General features: G+C 72.7%; 16 protein-coding genes and 1 pseudogene. 15 read left to right on the top strand and 2 right to left on the bottom strand.

Annotated features, from left to right (window positions below):
• Positions 1-42: 42 nt before the first annotated feature.
• The 5 genes from IE294_RS02210 (at position 43) to IE294_RS02190 (ending at position 6133) form a co-directional block, all read left to right on the top strand.
• Positions 43-1563 carry an IucA/IucC family protein gene (locus tag IE294_RS02210; RefSeq protein ID WP_189881815.1) on the top strand — a complete coding sequence of 507 codons (1521 nt, stop codon included), beginning with the start codon at positions 43-45 and terminating at the stop codon, positions 1561-1563.
• A gap of 106 nt (positions 1564-1669) precedes the next feature.
• Complete coding sequence (locus IE294_RS02205; protein WP_189881672.1) at positions 1670-3211, top strand: hypothetical protein; 1542 nt, start codon at positions 1670-1672, stop codon at positions 3209-3211.
• Positions 3212-3259: 48 nt separating this feature from the next.
• Entirely contained in the window at positions 3260-4003 is a 744-nt protein-coding gene (locus tag IE294_RS02200; RefSeq protein WP_189881670.1) for an NUDIX hydrolase, read from the top strand.
• A gap of 67 nt (positions 4004-4070) precedes the next feature.
• Positions 4071-5333 carry a VWA domain-containing protein gene (locus IE294_RS02195; RefSeq protein WP_189881668.1) on the top strand — a complete coding sequence of 421 codons (1263 nt, stop codon included), beginning with the start codon at positions 4071-4073 and terminating at the stop codon, positions 5331-5333.
• The gene (locus IE294_RS02190; RefSeq protein WP_189881666.1) at positions 5333-6133 is read left to right on the top strand and encodes a hypothetical protein; all 801 of its coding nucleotides are present in this window, start codon (positions 5333-5335) and stop codon (positions 6131-6133) included. Before IE294_RS02195 ends, IE294_RS02190 begins: the two co-directional genes overlap by 1 nt.
• 55 nt (positions 6134-6188) lie before the next feature.
• On the opposite strand, the gene IE294_RS02185 is transcribed toward IE294_RS02190, so the two are convergent.
• On the bottom strand, positions 6189-6815 hold the full coding sequence (locus IE294_RS02185) for a winged helix-turn-helix transcriptional regulator (RefSeq protein WP_189881664.1): 627 nt from the start codon (positions 6813-6815) through the stop codon (positions 6189-6191).
• 81 nt (positions 6816-6896) lie between these two features.
• Here IE294_RS02185 and IE294_RS02180 point away from each other — a divergent pair, with 81 nt between their 5' ends.
• The 6 genes from IE294_RS02180 (at position 6897) to IE294_RS02155 (ending at position 12578) form a co-directional block, all read left to right on the top strand.
• On the top strand, positions 6897-8105 hold the full coding sequence (locus tag IE294_RS02180; RefSeq protein WP_189813795.1) for a pyridoxal phosphate-dependent aminotransferase: 1209 nt from the start codon (positions 6897-6899) through the stop codon (positions 8103-8105).
• 169 nt (positions 8106-8274) lie between these two features.
• Positions 8275-10101, top strand: a complete 1827-nt coding sequence (locus tag IE294_RS02175; RefSeq protein WP_229916992.1) for a trypsin-like serine peptidase — start codon at positions 8275-8277, stop codon at positions 10099-10101.
• 31 nt (positions 10102-10132) lie between these two features.
• The gene (locus IE294_RS02170) at positions 10133-10921 is read left to right on the top strand and encodes a DUF4232 domain-containing protein (RefSeq protein WP_229916991.1); all 789 of its coding nucleotides are present in this window, start codon (positions 10133-10135) and stop codon (positions 10919-10921) included.
• Positions 10813-11397, top strand: a complete 585-nt coding sequence (locus IE294_RS02165) for a histidine phosphatase family protein (protein WP_229917002.1) — start codon at positions 10813-10815, stop codon at positions 11395-11397. Before IE294_RS02170 ends, IE294_RS02165 begins: the two co-directional genes overlap by 109 nt.
• A gap of 85 nt (positions 11398-11482) precedes the next feature.
• Positions 11483-12103 carry a hypothetical protein gene (locus IE294_RS02160; RefSeq protein ID WP_189881660.1) on the top strand — a complete coding sequence of 207 codons (621 nt, stop codon included), beginning with the start codon at positions 11483-11485 and terminating at the stop codon, positions 12101-12103.
• A gap of 52 nt (positions 12104-12155) precedes the next feature.
• A complete protein-coding gene (locus IE294_RS02155; RefSeq protein WP_189881658.1) occupies positions 12156-12578 on the top strand; it encodes an acyl-CoA thioesterase in 423 nt (140 codons plus the stop codon).
• Between the two features lie 13 nt (positions 12579-12591).
• On the opposite strand, the gene IE294_RS02150 is transcribed toward IE294_RS02155, so the two are convergent.
• Positions 12592-12993: a winged helix-turn-helix transcriptional regulator gene (locus IE294_RS02150; protein WP_175252304.1), complete on the bottom strand. Its 402-nt coding sequence runs from the start codon at positions 12991-12993 to the stop codon at positions 12592-12594.
• A gap of 118 nt (positions 12994-13111) precedes the next feature.
• Between IE294_RS02150 and IE294_RS02145 the strand changes: the two genes are divergently transcribed.
• From IE294_RS02145 to IE294_RS50105, 4 genes and pseudogenes are all read left to right on the top strand, one after another.
• On the top strand, positions 13112-14551 hold the full coding sequence (locus IE294_RS02145; RefSeq protein WP_189881656.1) for an MFS transporter: 1440 nt from the start codon (positions 13112-13114) through the stop codon (positions 14549-14551).
• Positions 14552-15599: 1048 nt separating this feature from the next.
• A complete protein-coding gene (locus tag IE294_RS02140; protein ID WP_189881654.1) occupies positions 15600-16364 on the top strand; it encodes a helix-turn-helix domain-containing protein in 765 nt (254 codons plus the stop codon).
• A gap of 142 nt (positions 16365-16506) precedes the next feature.
• On the top strand, positions 16507-16689 hold the full coding sequence (locus tag IE294_RS02135) for a hypothetical protein (protein WP_189881652.1): 183 nt from the start codon (positions 16507-16509) through the stop codon (positions 16687-16689).
• A 165-nt stretch (positions 16690-16854) separates the two neighbouring features.
• A pseudogene (locus IE294_RS50105) lies at positions 16855-17932 on the top strand (IS630 family transposase).
• Positions 17933-17941 lie beyond the last annotated feature (9 nt).

Below are 17941 nucleotides of genomic sequence, written 5' to 3'. Positions count from 1 at the left end.
CCGGACAATCGTGCCGTGGCCCGTGTACCCGAGGAGCCGACCGTGCACCGTCCCCCGACCGCCGACGCCGAGATCGCCGAGGAGCTGGCCGCCGTCCGGCCCGCGCTGCTGCCCCGGTACGCGGCGGAGCTGCCCGGTGCCCGCGCCGCCGTGCTGACCCGGCTGTGGCGGGCGCTGGCCCATGAGCCGCTGCCGTGGCTGTCCGGCCGGGTGTCCGGGGCGGACGGCCTCGCCCTGCGCCTGGCCGACGGGCGGACCCTGCACGGTCCGCACGCGGACCCGTACGCCACGAGCGCGTACGTCACCTCCGTACGACTGGACCGGGAGCGGTACGACGATCCGGCGCGGCTGATGACCGCGCTCGGGGTGCCGCACGCGCCCGCCTTCGCCGCGGAGCTGGCGCACAGCGTGGCCTCGCTGGCGCTGTCCCGGGCCGGCGCCGATCACCCGAAGGAGTGGCCGGTGCACGGCGGCCGGGACTGGGAGTGGGAGCAGCGGGTGGTGGACGGGCACCCGTACCACCCCAACTGCCGTTCCCGGCCGGGCTTTACGGTGGCGGACCAGCTCGCGTACGCACCCGAGCACGGGCCGGTGGTGGAGCTGGGGACGGTGCCGGTGCCGGCGGACGGGTGCCTGGTGACCGGCGACTGGCCGGCCGAGCTCCGCGACGGCGACCGGATCCTGGTGCCGGTCCACCCCTGGCAGGCCGCGCACGTGCTGGGGCGGTCGTACGACCCCTGGCGCACCGCCCGCCCGCTGATGTCCCTGCGCACGCTGGCGGTGCCCGGCGGCCCGCACGTGAAGACCGCGCTGAGCGCCCGGCTGACGTCGTCGGTGCGGGACATCTCGGTGTACTCGGTGCGGGCCGCGGCGCCGCTGTCGGCGTTCGCCGAGGACCTGGCGGCACGCACGGACGGCCTGCTGCACATCACCCGCACGCTGGGCGCGGTCACGGCCCACTCCCCCGACCTGGCCGCGCTGCTGCGGGAGTCGCCGGAGGTGTACGCCGGTCCCGGTGAGCACGTCCTCCCGGTGGCCGCCCTCGCCACCACGTCCCTGCCCGGCTCCCCCGCCTGGCTGGCCGCGTTCGCCCGGCTGGCGCTCACGGTGGGCCTGCGGCTGCTGGATCTCGGCGTGGCCCTGGAGGCCCACGGCCAGAACCTGCTGGTCGTCCTGTCGGCCGACGGCACCCCGCAGCGCCTGGTCTACCGCGACCTGGCCGACATCCGGATCAGCCCGGCCCGCCTGACCCGCCACGGCATCACCCCGCCCGCGCTCACGGGACGCCTGATCACCGACGACGACACCACCCTGCGCCGCAAACTGTTCGGCTCCCTGGTCGCGGGGGCCCTGGCGGGCGCGGCCGGTTCGGCCCCCGCACTGGGCGCCGCGCTGCGCGCCGCCCTGCCCGGCCTGCCGCCCGGCCCGGACCTGGCGTCCCTGCGCGAGGACCCGCTTCCGTCGAAGGCGTTGACGCTGATGCGTCTTTCGCCCGACCGGGCGGGAGACATCTGGACGTCCCTGCCTCATCCCTGCGCGGCGCCGTTCCCGGTCCAGAGCTGATTTCGCGTCATGTTCGGTGGCTGAAAATGTCATTGTTCTACCACGCGCCGTCCGGCGGTGTACCCCTGATGAGCCAGTCAGGACACGACAGTTTCGAGAGCAGCAGATGACCGACGACGACCGCAGTGACAGCCTGATGTCGCCGATCCAGCCCGAACAGCTGGATCCGGGGGCCGTGATCGCCCAGTCGCTCGACAACCAATGGGTCCCCGCGCAGCTCACCCGGAAGATGATCGAACGCGGTGAGTCCCTGGACCAGGTCGACCGCCAGCGCGTGCGGGAGGTGCGGGCCGAGTACTTCCGCAGCCTCATCAACGCCAGCCAGGTCGTGATCAACCGGGCCTACTTCTACAACAACGACGCGATCAGCCGTGACCTCGTCGAGGAGGGGGAGGCCCGCGCGGCGCACCGCAGGCTGCTCGCCTCGGGCGCGATCGTCCCCTTCCTGCTGCGCGAACGCCACCCGGCCGAGGATCCGCCCGCCCACCTCCACCTGCGCCAGGAGGGCTTCACCGCCTGGCAGGAGACGCTGGCGGGCATGTCCGCGGGCGACCGGGTGCGCTGTGTGCGCATGTCCTGGGACGACTCCGCCGGCGACCAGGAGAACCTGAACCGCACCCGGATACGGCTCTACCAGCCGTTCACCGAGAAGGTCCAGGGACTCACGGCCAAGGACATCGACATCCTCGCCGCGCAGGTCGGCGTGGCCCGCGAGGACACGGACCGGTTCGGCGAACGGCTCGGCGAGGTCGTCGCGTTCAGCAACGGCCTCAGCGTGCGCAGGCAGCAGGTCGTGCGCAACACCCTGTACGAGGAGTTCGTGACCGTCCCGGGCACGAACGTGGCGGAGGGCAGGTACGACCGCGCCAAGCCCTTCGCGGCGGAGATCAAGCAGCTCCTGGACCTCATCTACAACGTCAACCTGGCCGACGCCCTGGGGCGTTACCCCCTCACACCGGTCGGCAGCCTGCGCCGCGTGGTGCTCCAGGAGGCCCGCGAGGCCACGTCCTCCACCGTCGGTGTCGTCCAGGACCCGGAGCGGCTGCTGACGTTCCTGCGGCAGCAGACCTTCGCCGTCGTGCAGGACCACCTGACGCCCCAGGCGGTGAACGACCTGACCCTGCACGACATCTGGCGGCTGCGGCAGACCCCCGCCTGGAACTCCTACATCAAGGCGTTCGGCGCGCTGACCTCCGCGCCGGAGACCTTCCACGACGGCGTCGGGCAGGTCTTCGACTCCTACGTCCGGCTCAACAAGGAGATCCTCCGGCTCGCGCGGGAACGCCGGCAGGCCCGGCCGGCCGCCTGGCGCCCGGTGGTGGAGGTCGTCGTCACGGTGGGCGCGGCCGTGTTCACCGCCGTCAGCGGCAACGACATCTGGGAGGTGGCCGGTACGGTCCTGCCGCTCACGGTGAGCGGCTCGCTGACCGGCTCGGTGCAGCTGGTGCTGCGCAACCACATCGCCGGACGGCAGGAACAGAGGTTCGCCCGCGAGATCGCCTCCGTACGACTGGCGAGTGAACGAGAATGGGAGCAGTTCCACGACCTGGTGCGGCGGCTGCCCGGCTACCGGGACACGGCGGGCCCGGTTCCGTCGGGCACCGCCTCGACGACCACCCAGGACAACGAGGACCTGCCCGACTACTGACGGACCGACGAGCCGGAGTACCCCATTGCCCAGCCTGCCGAGGCCCCGATGAACCGTTACGAGGCACTGCGCCGGGACGTCCCGGAGTGGTTCCGCGACGATCCCGAAGGGGTCCGGATCCTCACGGACCCGGCGCTGATCCGCGACGCCCGCCGCCAGGTGACCACGGCCGGACAGAGCGGTCGCGGCGGCCTGTTCGGGGCCCTGTGGGCACGGCTGCGGGCCGTGCTGCGACCGGTCCCGGCGGGTGTGGTGTCGGCCGGCCGCTACCTGTGGTACCTGCGCGACCCGGTGCGCTTCCCCGACGGCCGCCTCGGCCTGTACGACCGGATCCTGCCGCCCCCGGGTTCCTCTCCCGGCGTGGTGGTCCTGCCGCTGCTCGGTCCCGACAGGAGAGTCGTGCTGATCGAGCACCACCGGCACGCCACCCGGAGCCGGCACTGGGAGGTGGTACGCGGCTTCGGGGATCCGGGTGCGACACCCACCGAGAACGTCACCCGGGAACTGCGGGAGGAGATCGCGGCCACGCCGACGGAGGTGATCCCGCTGGGCGAACTGCACCCCGACACCGGGCTGCTCGGCCACAAGGTCTCCCTCTACGCGGCCCATGTGGACGGCATCGGCGCGGTCGAGCGGGGGGAGGCGATCCACCGGGCCGTCACGGTGACCCCGGCCGAGGCGGAGGAGATGGTCGCCGACGGGCGGATCACCGACGGCTTCACCGTCGCCGTGCTCTACCGGGCCCGCCTGGCGGGCCTGTTCGGGACTCCGGCGCCGGGCGACGGGACCTGAGGCACCTCGGGACCGGCGGCCGGCGGCCGTTTTGGAGGACGGCCTGTCTGATCAATAAGATCCGGCGATGATCAGAAGACAACGGCTGGCGGCGGGCGTCTGTGCTCTGCTCGCCGCCCTGACGGCCGGGATCGCCTTTCCCGCCGGTGCGGTCGCCGACGAGACGGACCAGGCCGCTCCGAAGGTCGAACTGGTGCTGGACGTCAGCGGTTCCATGCGCACCCGTGACATCGACGGCGGCACCCGGATGGCCGCGGCGAAGCAGGCGTTCAACGAGGTGCTGGACGCGACCCCCGAGGAGGTCCGGCTCGGCATCCGTACGCTCGGCGCCAACTACCGCGGCGACGACCGCAAGGAGGGCTGCAAGGACACCGAGCAGCTCTACCCGGTCGGCCCGCTGAACCGGACCGACGCGAAGACGGCCGTGGCCACGCTGGCGCCGACCGGCTGGACGCCGATCGGCCCCGCGCTGCTGAAGGCGGCGGACGACCTGAACGGCGGTGACGGCACCCGCCGTATCGTCCTGATCAGCGACGGCGAGGACACCTGCCAGCCGCTCGACCCGTGCGAGGTGGCGCGGGAGATAGCCGCCAAGGGCATCGGGCTGACCATCGACACCCTCGGCCTGGTCCCGGACGCCAAGACCCGCGACCAGCTCAGCTGCATCGCCGACGCCACCGGCGGCACCTACACCGACGTGCGGCACAAGGAGGAACTGAGCGACCGGGTCGGCGAGTTGGTGGACCGGGCGGCCGAGCCGGTGGTCACTCCGGTGGCCACCGAGGGCGCGGACCGCTGCGAGAAGGCGCCGACGCTCAAGTCCGGCCTGTACACCGACCGCGCCGGGTTCGGGCAGCAGCGCTGGTACAAGGTGGACGTCGAGCCCGGTCAGGAGCTGCGCGCCTCGGTGAGCGTGGCGGACGACCGGGCCGTCCAGCCGAACTACGGTGTGCTGCTGCGGGCGGTGACCGTGCACGGCCGGGAGATCGTCCGCGGCGAGGCCGCCGGCACCGGCCGTACGGACGTCGTCTCCACCGGTCTGCGCTACCCCAGGCCGGACAGCGACGACGAGGCGACGCCCGCGGAGACGGTGTGCCTCCAGGTCACCAGCTCCTTCTCGGCCGCGTCCGGGGTGAAGACGACCCCCGGTCTGCCGCTGGAGCTGACCGTCGACGTCGTGGACGGGCCGTCCGGTCACCACGACGTGGCCGCGTTCGGTCTCGGCCGTGGCTGGTGGCTGCTCGGCACGCTGGTGCTGATCGGCTTCCTCGCCGGTCTGCTGTGGGGCTGGCTGTCGCGCTGGCGGGTCGCCGTCTGGAGGACGAACTGATGCGGATCACACGTGTGGTGGGCGCCGCCCTGCTGGCGCTGGGGCTGGCCGCCGGACCGGCCGCCGCCGACTCCTCGCCCTCCCCGAGCGCCTCCGCCGACGGCGACGCGCCCACCCGGGCGGGCACCTCCTTCCGTACGGCGACCGAGATCGAGCAGGGGCAGCAGGCCACCGCCTCCGGCTCCACCGGCGACTACCTGTACTGGTCGTTCCCCGCGGACACCGGGCAGCGCCCCACCGTCAGGGCGACGGTGAAACTCCCCGACGCGCACGGCTTCGAGACCTGGCAGCTCGACGTGTACGACGGTCTGCGGCGCCGCCAGTCCTGCCAGTACGGCGCCCAGACCCGGACCGCCGCGCAGGGCGCCGGCTCGGTCGAACTGGCCTGTGTGCTGCGCACGGTGCGGGGCTGGGCGGAGCCGTGGGCCAACGACCCGCTGCCGGGCACGTACTACGTCCGGCTGACGGTGGTGGACCTCGGCGCCGCCGACCTCGGCAAGCCGGTGGGCGCCGAGGTGCGCGTCGACTCCAAGGGCATCGGCGGGGCGGCGGCCGTGGACGGCTCGCTGGGCAAGCCGCTCGTCCCCGGGATCGCCGTCACGTCCGAGGAGGACAAGGACGGTGCGAAGGGTGCCGTGCTGTCCAGTTTCGGCTCCGACGACGGCTGGTCCTCCGGATGGTGGTCCGACCGGTGGGTGTGGACCGGGGTCGGCGCGGTGCTGGCCGCGCTCGCCGGGATCGGGGGGTACGTGCTGACCCGGGGGTCCGGGCGGCCGCCCCGGGTGCCGCCGAACGTGTGATCCGCTGGAGCGTGAAGGCCCGCCGTCCGGCGGGCCTTTGCGTTTCTCCGGGCGGTCACGCCTCCCGCAGCGCCTTGGCGAGCGTGCCGTCCCCGGTCACCGTGACCCGGCCGTCCCGTACCGCGTCCGGCAGCCGGGTCTGCCCCCGGGCGATGGCCTCACAGGTCGCCGCGTCCATCTCCAGCCGCGCGTCCGCCTCGCCGGGGGCGGGCCCGTCGCCGTACACCGGGCCCTCCTGCGCGCCGACGTGCAGGTGGAAGTCCCCCTCCTCCAGACGGACTTCCACGACGCCCTGGCCGTCCAGCGCCCGCAGCAGCGGCAGTGCGAACCAGTGCGCGCGGACGGCGTCGGTGGGCCTGCGCTCCCCCAGTTCCTCCTCGCCCCACGCGCCCAGCGCCTGGAGCACGGGCAGCAACCGGCGCCCCCGGGCGGTGAGTTCGTACACGTACGCCGCGCCCGGCGGGGGCAGCCGCCGTCTGGTGGTGAGCCCGTCCCGTTCCATGTCCTTCAGCCGCGAGGCGAGTACGTCCGTGCTGACGCCGGGCAGGTCCGCGTGCAGGTCCGTGTAGCGGCGCGGGCCGGCGAGCAGTTCGCGGACGATCAGCAGGGTCCAGCGGTCACCGACGAGGTCGAGGGCGCGGGCTGCGGAGCAGTACTGGTCGTAGCTTCGGCGAGGTGACATGCGACGCAGTCTAGACGCGTTGTTGGACTTTCCAAGCTCCTGCTTGGTAAAACCAAGCAACACGAGTTTCCGGAGGGGCGCATGGAGTTCCGGCAGTCCAACAAACTCAGCGAGGTGTGCTACGAGATCCGCGGCCCGGTGATCGAGCACGCCAACGCGCTGGAGGAGGCGGGGCACAGCGTGCTGCGCCTGAACACCGGCAATCCCGCGGCCTTCGGCTTCGAGGCGCCGGAGGAGATCCTCCAGGACATGATCCGGATGCTGCCGCGGGCCCACGGCTACACGGACTCCCGCGGCGTCCTCTCCGCCCGCCGCGCGGTCGCCCAGCGGTACCAGACCCTGGGCCTCGACGTGGACGTGGACGACGTCTACCTGGGCAACGGCGTCTCGGAGCTGGTCTCCATGGCCGTACAGGCGCTGATCGAGGACGGCGACGAAGTCCTCGTCCCGGCGCCGGACTTCCCCCTGTGGACCGCCGTCACCACGCTGGCGGGCGGCAAGGCCGTGCACTACCTGTGCGACGAACAGGCCGACTGGAACCCGGACCTGGCCGACATGGCGTCGAAGATCACCGACCGCACCAAGGCCGTGGTCATCATCAACCCGAACAATCCGACCGGCGCGGTCTACCCGAAGGAGGTCGTCGAGGGCATCCTCGACCTGGCCCGCCGGCACGGCCTGATGGTGTTCGCCGACGAGATCTACGACCAGATCCTCTACGACGACGCCGTCCACCACTCGGCCGCGGCGCTCGCCCCCGACCTCGTCGTCCTCACCTTCTGCGGCCTGTCCAAGACCTACCGGGTGGCGGGCTTCCGCTCCGGCTGGCTGGTGGTCACCGGGCCGAAGCAGCACGCCAAGGACTACCTGGAGGGCCTGACCATGCTGGCCTCCATGCGGCTGTGCGCCAACGCGCCCGCCCAGTACGCCATCCAGGCCGCGCTCGGCGGACGCCAGTCCATCGGCGAACTCACCGTGCCCGGCGGGCGGTTGTACGAGCAGCGGAACGTGGCCTGGGAGAAGCTCAACGAGATCCCGGGCGTGTCCTGCGTCAAACCCAAGGGCGCGCTGTACGCGTTCCCGCGCATCGATCCCAAGGTGCACCCGATCCACGACGACGAGAGGTTCGTCCTGGACCTGCTGCTGCGCGAGAAGATCCAGGTGGTCCAGGGCACCGGCTTCAACTGGCCCTCCCCCGACCACTTCCGCATCCTGACCCTGCCGCACGCGGACGACCTGGAGGCGGCGATCGGCCGGATCGGCAGGTTCCTCAGCGGGTACCGGCAGTAGGCGCCTGGCCCGTTCCGCGCGTTCATGCGAAGATCACCCCCGTTGACGACCGGGGGACCGCCGCGGGGCGGGCCGCCCCTCGGCCGCCGGTGCGCGCCCGACCAGCGCCGCACCCCCCTGGTCCGGTGCGAGCGGACCGCTCGGACCTGTCGGAGCAGGGGGAGTCGCAGTGTTCTCGTACGGACAACGCCGTACGCACGGAAGGCGCCGTACGGCCGTCGCCGTGCTGTGCGCGGTGGTACTCGGACTCACGGCGCCGGGCGCCCGGGCCTCAGGCGGGCCCCGGCCGGCCGCGCCCACCGCCGGACAGGAGGCACGGCAGGCCGCGCGGTTCTGGACCGCGCAGCGCATGGCCGACGCCCGGCCGCTGGACGCGGCGCGGCACGTGCCGGCGGAGCCGGGGGCGGCGACCGCGGCGGCGGCCCGGCCGAAGGGCACCCTGTTCACGGGAACCCGCCTGGTGGGCACCTTCTTCGGCGCCGACGGACCGAGCGGCACCACCTGGCACTGCACCGGCAGCGTGATCGACACCAAGGCGCGGAACATCGTCCTCACCGCGGCCCACTGCGCGCTGAACATGAAGGGCGACTACATCTTCGTCCCGAAGTTCGTGAAGGGCGCGGCCCCCGACCGGCAACCGTACGGCATCTTCCCCGTCCAGCGGATCTTCATCGACCCCCGGTACGTGCCCGACCGCGGTTCGGCCACCACCAAGAAGGCCGCGTCCGACCTGGACACCGCGTTCGCCCGGGTCGCGGCCAACCAGCGGGGCGCGTCCCTCCAGGACGCCGTGGGCGGCGGCCTGACCTTCACCCGGCCGGCCGGCTACACCCACCGGAACGTCACCGTCGTCGGCTACCCCTCGCACCGGCACAACAGCGCCGGACGCGCCGTCAAGTGCACGGTCCCGACCACGCAGCTGCGCGGCTACCGGCAGCTGTCGATGACCTGCGGCGGCTACTACGGCGGTGTCTCCGGCAGCCCGTGGATCACCGACTACCAGGACGACGCCCGCACCGGGCACGTCATCGGCGACCTCGGCGGCTACAACGGCGGCGGCAACGACGCCGACGCCGACTACATCAGCTACGCCACCGCGTTCGGCGCGGATGCCGCGAACCTCCTCGCCGACGCCGTCGCCGACCAGGCCCCGCCCGCCGACCTGCCGCCGTACCGGGGCCTGAAGGGCAGCCTGCCCGGCGGCGGCGCACGCTGGCGCAAGGCCGCGCTCATGGCGTCCGGCGACTACACCGGCGACCGGCACGGCGATCTGCTCGTGGTCTGGCCGGACGGCGGGGTCACCCTGTACCCGGGCGACGGCAAGGGCGGTTTCCTGGCCGAGAAGCGGCTGCGGCGGGCCAACTCCACCTGGACCCAAGCCCGCACCCTGACCGGCGGCACCTTCACCGGCGGCACCCGGTCCGGCCTGCTGGTGCGCTGGTCCGACGGCGAGGTCACCCTCTACCCGCAGCCCGGCCCCTCCGGCCTGGGCCGGGAGATCCGGATGGCGCCGCCCGGACCGGCATGGAAGAAGGCCGTCCAGTTCGCCTCCGGGGCGTTCCGGGCGGACGGGGGCACGGGGCTGCTGGTCCGCTGGGCCGACGGCGCGCTCACGCTGTACCCGCAGATCGGGGCCGGTGGCCTCGGCACCGGCACGCGGCTCGTCGCGGCGAACGGCACCTGGACCAAGGCCGCCCTGCTGGCCGGCGGCGACTTCGACGGTACGGCCGGCGGGGACCTGCTGGTGCGCTGGGCGGACGGCGCGCTCGACACGTACACCGGCACCTCGGCGGCGGGTCTCGGCACCAGGACACGGGTGCGCGGCCCGAACAGCCTGTGGCGGCACGCGCAGGCGCTGACGGTCGGCGGCTTCCGCCACGGCGACCCGGGGAACGACCTCGTCGTGCGCTGGTCCGACGGAGAGACGACGCTGTACGCCGACACCGGCACGAAGGCGGTCGGCACCGAGCACACGCTGGTCCATCCCGGCACCTGACCGCGCCACCGCGTACCGTCCAGGGGGAATCATGCGCCTGACCACTCGCCTCGCCGACGGCCTCGCCCTGCTGACGGCCGGCCTGGCGCTGACCGCCTGCGGCACCGGCACGACGGCCGCACCGGACGCCACCGCACCGCCCTGCCGGACCGGCTCACTGGCCTGGACGCTCTCCCTGCTCGACGGGGACGGCACGCGCACGGGTACCGGCCGGCCCGACGCGCGGCTCACCGCCGTCAACAAGGGCCCCGGCGCGTGCGTGTTCGCGGGCTACCCGGGCCTGGAGATCCACAACGGCAAGGCGGAGAGCGTCGAGGGCAGCGGGCAGGGACGTCCGGCCCCCCTCGCCCTGCCCGTCAGGGCCTCCGTGACCGTGGACCTGCGCTACACGCGCCGTGGCACGAAGGGCGCGGATGACAGCTGGTGCGTGCGGCAGGGCGAGGCGTCGGTCCGGGCCCCGCACGACACCCGTGGCACGGTCGTCCCCGTCACGGACGCGCGCGGGAAGGCCGCCGCGATCGACGCCTGCGGGGAGACCCTCGCCATGGCGGCGCCGCGCCGCACACCGGCCGGGTCCTCAAGACAGCGGACGTCCGGACCGCGAGCCGCCGCGCGCAGGCCGTCGCCCCGCGGACCGGCCGTCTGGCGCAGTACGTCCTGCGGGCGGCGGGCGCCCTGTGCCACCGTGCCGTCATGGGTGACCTCTTTCTCGTGCGGCACGGTGAGACCGAGTGGTCGCGGTCCGGGCGGCACACGGGCCGGACCGACGTACCCCTCACCGAGCACGGACGGGAGGAGGCGCGCCGGCTGGTCCCGCTGATCCGCTCGCATCGGATCGGGGCGGCGTTCGTCAGCCCCTTGCAGCGCGCCCGGGAGACCGCCGAGCTCATCGGCGTCCCGGACGCCCGGGTCGACGCCGACCTCCATGAGTGGGACTACGGCGGCTACGAGGGTGTGACCACCGTGGACATCCAGCGGAGCCGGCCCGGCTGGTTCCTGTTCACGGACGGTGTCGCCCCCGGGCCGCCGGACCACCCGGGCGAGACCCCGGAGCAGGTCGGGGAGCGCGCCGACCGGATGCTGGCCAAGGTCGACGCGGCGCTCGGCAACACCGAGGGGGTCGTCGTACTGATCGCCCACGGCCACTTCCTCCGCGTCCTCACCGCCCGCCGCCTGGGCCTGCCACCCCGGCACGGGGCCCTCTTCCAGCTCGCGACGGGGGCACTGTGCCGACTCGGCACGGAGCACGGCCGACCGGTCATCGCGGGGTGGAACATCCGGCCCCCGAGGGAGTGAGGGCCCGCCGCGGGTGGAGCCGGCGTTGTCGGACCCGGGCCGTACTCTGCGAGTGGGTCACCCGTTCGGCAGGAAGGAGCCCTCCGTGAGCCGACCGCCCACCCCCGCGCAGCGGCGGGTGATCGAGGACGCCGATCCGGTCACCGGCCGGCTGCGCGGTACCGACGCCCAGCTCGCGGCGCTGGTGAAGCGGGGGCTCGCCTTCCGGCATCCCCGGCCGCCGCACGACCACTTCCTCACCCCGGCGGGCCACCGGATACGGGACGCGGTGCCCGAGCCACCGGCGGCGCCGGCGCCGGACACCGGCGTGTTCACGGCCCGCGTCGGTGGCGAGGAGGAACCGCCCGCGTCCGGTCCGGCGCGGCAGCGCGAGGTGCACAGTGCCTGGCAGGGGCTGCTGGAGCTGCGCCGGATGACGAATCCCGACGGCGCGGCGGACCGGCCGTGCGGGTGGGAGCGGACGCATCTGGTGCGGGCCGCGGCGCTCGCGCTGGAGGCGGCCGGGCACCGGCCGGCGGGCGGGGACGCGGACGGCTACCGGGTCCGGGCGACCCCGCAGCCGGAGGCGGTGGCGGTGTACGCGCCGGACGCGCGGACGCTGGCCGCCTGTGCGGTCACGCTGGAGCGGGCCGGCTGGCAGGCGGGCGAGTACACCGAGCCCCGGACGAGAGCGCGCTTTCTGCTGGCCTCGCCGCGCCGGGTGTGACCGGCGTGTCAGGATCGGTCGACCGGAGAGTCGAACTGGAGAAGGGCAAGCAGTGGCCGAACCGTTTTCCGTCCGTGTGACCGTCCGCGGCTACGAGACCGATGTGCAGGGGCACCTCAACCAGGCGGTGTACCTCAACTACGCGGAGCACGCCCGCTGGTCGCTGCTCCAGGCGGCCGGGATCAGCCAGGCCCGGCTGGTGGGCCGGGGCGTGGGCCCGGTGGCGCTGGAGACGACCATCCGCTACCGCCGTGAGCTGCTCGCCGGCGACGAGGTCGACGTGACCTGCGCGTTCGAGTGGGGGGAGGGAAAGACCTTCCGGATCCGGCAGGAGATCGTGAAGGCCGACGGCACCCTGGCGGCCGAGGTCGTCGCGGTGGGCGGCCTGATGGACCTGGCCGCGCGCAAGCTGCTGACCGACCCCCGGGAGGTGTTCAAGGAACTGGCGGCGGACCCCGGTCTGTTCGGCCTGTAGGCCCGCCGGATGCCTACGCGTCGAGCGACTCCGGCCGGTGCTCGGCGTCGTAGGCCGCCCGTGCCTCGGCGACGTACACCCGGTTGCGCTCGGCCCAGTCGGTCAGCCGTTGCAGGGTGTCGTGCAACTCGTGGGCGACGGGCGTGAGTTCGTACTCCACCTTGGGCGGCACCGTCGGATGGACGGTGCGCGTCACCAGGCCGTCCCGTTCCAGGTTGCGCAGGGTGAGGGTCAGCATGCGGCGGCTGATGCCCTCGATGCCGCGCTCCAACTCCGTGAACCGGATGGGTCCGTGCGCGGCGGCGACGAGGATCTGCACGCTCCACTTGCCGGCCACCCTGTCAAGAACTTCACGGACGGGGCACGCGTGCGCGTTCACCGCCTGGACGGTAACACCGGTGTTCCCCTGGGACATTGGACTGCCTCCTTACGCCGGTCCTCATGGTCACCCACGATGGTCCCCGTTACAAACCATGCACCAAGGTGCGCGGGAAGAACCAGGGAACGCGGGAAGAACGGGGAGGCGGCACACGATGTCGGCCATGATCGAGAACAGTCCGCCACCGGTGGCGGTGGCCGCGGGGGCACGGTACTCCCGCTGGACCTCCCTCGCCGTGCTGTGCGCGGGCACGCTGATGACGGTACTGGACGGCAACATCGTCACGGTGGCGATGCCCGCCGTCCAGAGCGACCTCGGCTTCAGCGGGCCCGGACTGGCCTGGGTCGTCAACGCCTATCTGATCGCCTTCGGCGGACTGCTCCTGCTGGCGGGACGGCTCGGTGACCTGGTGGGCCGCAAGCGGATGTTCACGGCGGGGCTCGCGGTGTTCACGCTGGCGTCGGTGCTGTGCGGGACGGCGACCGGGCAGGGCATGCTGATCGCGGCGCGGGCGGTGCAGGGCGCGGGTGGGGCGATGGCCTCGGCGGTGGTCCTCGGGATGCTGGTGGCACTGTTCCCCGAGCCGCGCGAACAGGCCCGGGCCATCGCGGCGTTCAGCGCGGTCGGCGCGGCGGGCGGCGCGCTCGGCACCTTCCTCGGCGGCGCCCTGACCGAGGCCCTGAGCTGGCACTGGATCTTCCTGATCAACCTGCCGATCGGGGTGGCCGCGTGGCTGGCCGCGGTGCGGGTGCTCGCCCCGGAGCCCGGCGCCGGGCTCGGCCTGGGCGCCGACTACCCCGGGGCCGCACTGGTCACCGGCGCACTGATGCTCACGGTGTACCTGATCGTCGGCGCGGGCGACCACTCCCGCACCGCCACCCTGCTGCCGGCCGCCCTCGCCCTCGCCCTGTTCGTGGCGTTCGCCCTGCGCCAGGCCCGGGCCGCGCGCCCGCTGCTGCGACTGCGGCTGTTCCGCTCCCGGCTGCTGACCGGCGCCAACGCGGTCCAGGTGCTGATGATCGCCACGATGTACGGCTTCCAGTTCATCGGCGCGCTGTATCTGCAACGGGTGCTGGGGTACGGCGCGCTCGCCACCGGCACCGCGTTCCTGCCGGCCCCGATCGCGATCGGTGTGCTGATGCTGGGGCTGTCCGCGCGGACCGTGGCCCGGTTCGGCGGGTACCGGGTGCTGCTGACCGGCCTGGTGCTGATCACGGCGGGCATGGCCCTGCTGGGCCGGGCACCCGCCGACGGCTCCTACGGCACCGATGTGCTGCCGGCGATGCTGCTGCTGTCCGCCGGGTTCGCGGCGGCCATGCCGGCGCTCACCGGGCTGGCGATGTCGGGCGCCCGGCCGGAGGACGCGGGACTCGCGTCCGGGCTGTTCAACACCACGCAGGTGGTGGGCGGTTCGCTGGGCCTGGCGGTCCTGTCGACGCTCGCGGCGAGCCGCACCGGGGGCCTGCTCGCCGACGGCACGTCCCTGCTGCCCGCGACCGCCGAGGGCTACCGCCTGGCGTTCACCGTGGCCACGGGCATCGCGGCGACGGCCCTGCTCCTGGCGGCACTGCTCCTGCGCGAACGCCGCGCCTGACGCCGGGCGAGGACGGGGCCGATCGTGCCTGCACGGACTCCCCTTGGCCGGGCTTGCCTTGCCGTTGTGTAGCGCGCTCACCGCCTGAGCGAGGTGAAGCCCTTGAGGTGCGTGCCATGAAGTCCTCCAGCGACTGTCATGGCGCGTGGCGAAAGTGCCTGCCTCGGGGTCCAGGATCAGCGTCGTATGCCGCCACTTCTCGCCCGAGGCCCGGATGTGCCGCAGGGACACCACCGGCGAGCCCGGTCCGGCCCGGACAGCTTGTCCGGGCGGGCCCGAGGCGCGTGCAGCCCGGGCGTCAGACCCGTCCGTGATGGCCTTCAGCCGGTGTCAGCGAGCCTTGCGGACCCGTGTCAGGCCACTTGTCAGGGCTCCTGGAGCGGCCTCCCGCCCAGAAGTCTGCCGACGTCGGCGATCATGCGGCTGACAGCCGGGCTGACATGTCAGCCCGGCCCGGCGACGCAAGCACGGACCGCACCCGGACACGCGAGACCCCGGACGACTGAGCGTCCGGGGCTCGGTGCGGAGGGGCGTCAGGCTCCCCGGCCGGTGGGGTACCGACGAGGGCGGTCGGCCTGCGGCGGCGGGGGGAGTCGGCCGGGTCGGCGCAGAGGATGACGTCGACCTCGGGTCCCGAAGCGCGCGGTATCCAGTGCTGGATGCCCGCCTCGGTCCACCGGCCGCAGCGTGCGCACACGCCGGACGCCGGGGGTGACTCCATGTCCCAGGCCGGGCTCATCGGTTCACCTGTCCGGCGCAGCGGTGGCACTCGCATGGTGGGAAGGCCAGGTTGAGGGGAAGCTCGTCGGAGGGCGGTACATGGCGCGGGGGCCGAACCTGGGTGCGCTGGCCGGTCACCAGGTCTAAGCGGTAGACCGAGATGGTCAATCCGGGATGCGCGACCCGTCCGTCACCGTCTGTGGTCGTCATGAGCTTCAACATCGCGCCCACCTGCCACGATGCGCGGCGGCGCAAGGGGCGTCATTCCGGCGACAGAAGGGGCGTCAATTCGGTGTCATTAGTGAGTGTTGCCGGGTAGCTTGATCGCATGACGACACCGAACAGCACGCTCCGGGCCGTACGGCTCGGACTAGTGATGAGCCAGGACGAGTTCGCCCGTGCGGTCCGGGATGCCGGGCAGCGCACAGGCCAGCCCAATGACGCCACCAAGCGGCTCGTACAGCGATGGGAGAGCGGCGAGACAGCCGCACCGCGGCCGGTGTACGCCCGCGCCCTGGAGGCCGTCACGGGGCTTCCGATCGAGGCGCTGGGGTTCGCGGCGCCGGTGCCGCAGTTGCGCGTCTCGGGCGACGGGCACGGCGGCCACGACGTGCAGAACAGCCCGGTCGGCATCCCGGCCGCTAACGGCCAGCCGACACCGCAGACGGCACCGAGGGGCAACTACTCCGGCATCTGGCTGAGCACGTACGAGTTCTTCAGCTCGGGGCGCGACCAGACCTTCACCGGCAAGCACCACGTGGTGCTGCTCCAGCACGGCAACAGGCTCACCGGCCGGAGCCTGCCGCAGGGGTCGCTGAATCCCGACTCGCCGCTCACCCTGGACCTCCAGGTGGAGGGCAACATCGTCACCGGCACGTGGAACGAGCAGACGGCGAGCGACGGCTACTACCGGGGGGCGCGCTACTTCGGTGCGCTTCAGATGCTGGTCGAGCCGACCGGCCGCCGCATGGCCGGGAAGTGGGTCGGCTTCGGCAAGGAGTTCGACGTGAACACCGGCCCGTGGCAACTGGAGTTCGCGGACGCCGACACCGGCAAGGCCACCATCGCCAAGTACAACCGGGCACCGGAATGACCGAGCCCGCACAGCGCTTAGTCCTCGCTGGTTGGCGTGGGCTCAGTCGCGCAGAGGCGGGCGTCAGTCATGCTCGCCAGCCCAGACTAGTCGGCATTTGTGACCGCTTCCGTTGTCAGCGGTGGGTGTCACACTTCCGTGCATGAGTGATGAGCTGCCGTCGCCTGACATGCCCCTCGCCCTGGACGTTCCTCAGAACGCTCCTCTCGTGAGTGAGTGGCTGTTTGGCACGAACGCCCTACTCATGCAGCCCCAGGGGGCCACCAAGACTGCCGAGCTGATCGCGGATGTGACTTCGCTGGAGGTCAAGCTCTGGGACACGTAGCGGGGCGATGAGGGCTACAAGGTCACGCTCGTGGTGGAACCCAGCCGCCCGGAGGTTCCCCGGCTCGCCGCTGGCTGACGGAACCAGGCACTGACTTCGGCTCGTCGGGGTGAACTTCGGTGAAGTCCCTGATCTGTCTGGGGTAGTGGCCGTATCCCTTGCTGTGTGAGATACGCGGATGGGGGTGGGCCGACGGCTGCGGGACGCCAGCGTCGGGAGATCGTGCGGATGCAGGCGGCCGAGCTGTTCCAGCAGAGGATCAAGCCACTGGAGGTGGCGCGGCAACTGCGGACGAGCAGGAAGTCGGCTTACCAGCGGCACCGGTTGTGGCGGGAGGGCGGTCGTGAGGCTCTGGCCTCCCGAGGCCCGGGCGGATCGCGATGCCGTCTGTCCCTGCGCTGTCTGGAGAAACTGGCCGCGTATCTGGAGCAGGGTCCGGCCGCGCACGAATGGGTGGCGGACCAGGTGTGGACCGCGGCGAGGGTGGCCACGCTGATCGGCAGACAGTTCCACGTCCCCTACAGCGTCTCGGGTGCAACGAGGCTGTGCACCGGCTCGGCTTCGGCCCGCAGGTCCCCGCGCGGCGGGTTGCCGAGCGTGACGAGCAGGCCGTGACCGTGGGGAAGGAGGCGACCTGGGCGGAAGTAAAAGGGGCCGGGCGGCCTGCGGGGGATACGTCTGCTTCGAGGACGAGGCAGGCTTCACCCGAAAGCCGCCCCGAGGACGCACCTGGGGCCGACGCGGCCGTACCCCGGTCGTGAGGGTCAGCGGCCGGAGCACGGGACGCCTGTCGGCAGCCGGGCTGATCGCGCGCGGCCCGGCTCCCGGACCCGGCTGTACCACCGCCTGCGCACCCACCCTTCGGGCAATGGCGGGCGCCGCAGTATGGGCGAGCGGGACATCATCGCCCTGATCGACGGCGCCCATCAGCTCGTCAAGGCGCCAATCGTGCTGGTCTGGGACCGCCCGAACACCCACGTCTCCCGCGCCATGGGCGAGCTGATCGCCGATCGTGAGTGGCTGACGGTGTTCCTGCTGCCCCGCGTACTCGCCCGACCTCAACCCCGTCGAATGGGTATGGGCGCACGTAAAAAGCAGCCTGGGCAACCTCGCCGTCGTCGCCCTCGACCGACTCGAAGCCCTCGTACGCAACCGGCTCGAACGTCTTCAGTACCGACCCGGCACTCTCGGCGGCTTCATCGCAGGCACCGCGCTGACCCTTGACGATCCACCGTCATCCTGAGCAGCCGAA

This window comes from Streptomyces canarius, from assembly GCF_014650735.1.
GTDB lineage: Bacteria > Actinomycetota > Actinomycetes > Streptomycetales > Streptomycetaceae > Streptomyces > Streptomyces olivaceoviridis.
Note: the sequence above shows the minus strand (reverse complement) of the source record. Positions and strands in the feature narration are given on the sequence as shown.

Bases quoted from the DNA above. Each gene is read 5' to 3' on its own strand.
- IE294_RS02190 (WP_189881666.1), top strand. From the start codon at position 5,333: ATGCGGATCACACGTGTGGTGGGCGCCGCCCTGCTGGCGCTGGGGCTG.
- IE294_RS02195 (WP_189881668.1), top strand. From the start codon at position 4,071: ATGATCAGAAGACAACGGCTGGCGGCGGGCGTCTGTGCTCTGCTCGCC.
- IE294_RS02145 (WP_189881656.1), top strand. From the start codon at position 13,112: ATGTCGGCCATGATCGAGAACAGTCCGCCACCGGTGGCGGTGGCCGCG.
- IE294_RS02180 (WP_189813795.1), top strand. From the start codon at position 6,897: ATGGAGTTCCGGCAGTCCAACAAACTCAGCGAGGTGTGCTACGAGATC.
- IE294_RS02205 (WP_189881672.1), top strand. From the start codon at position 1,670: ATGACCGACGACGACCGCAGTGACAGCCTGATGTCGCCGATCCAGCCC.
- IE294_RS02170 (WP_229916991.1), top strand. From the start codon at position 10,133: ATGCGCCTGACCACTCGCCTCGCCGACGGCCTCGCCCTGCTGACGGCC.
- IE294_RS02135 (WP_189881652.1), top strand. From the start codon at position 16,507: ATGAGTGATGAGCTGCCGTCGCCTGACATGCCCCTCGCCCTGGACGTT.
- IE294_RS02185 (WP_189881664.1), bottom strand. From the start codon at position 6,815: ATGTCACCTCGCCGAAGCTACGACCAGTACTGCTCCGCAGCCCGCGCC.
- IE294_RS02140 (WP_189881654.1), top strand. From the start codon at position 15,600: ATGACGACACCGAACAGCACGCTCCGGGCCGTACGGCTCGGACTAGTG.
- IE294_RS02150 (WP_175252304.1), bottom strand. From the start codon at position 12,993: ATGTCCCAGGGGAACACCGGTGTTACCGTCCAGGCGGTGAACGCGCAC.
- IE294_RS02200 (WP_189881670.1), top strand. From the start codon at position 3,260: ATGAACCGTTACGAGGCACTGCGCCGGGACGTCCCGGAGTGGTTCCGC.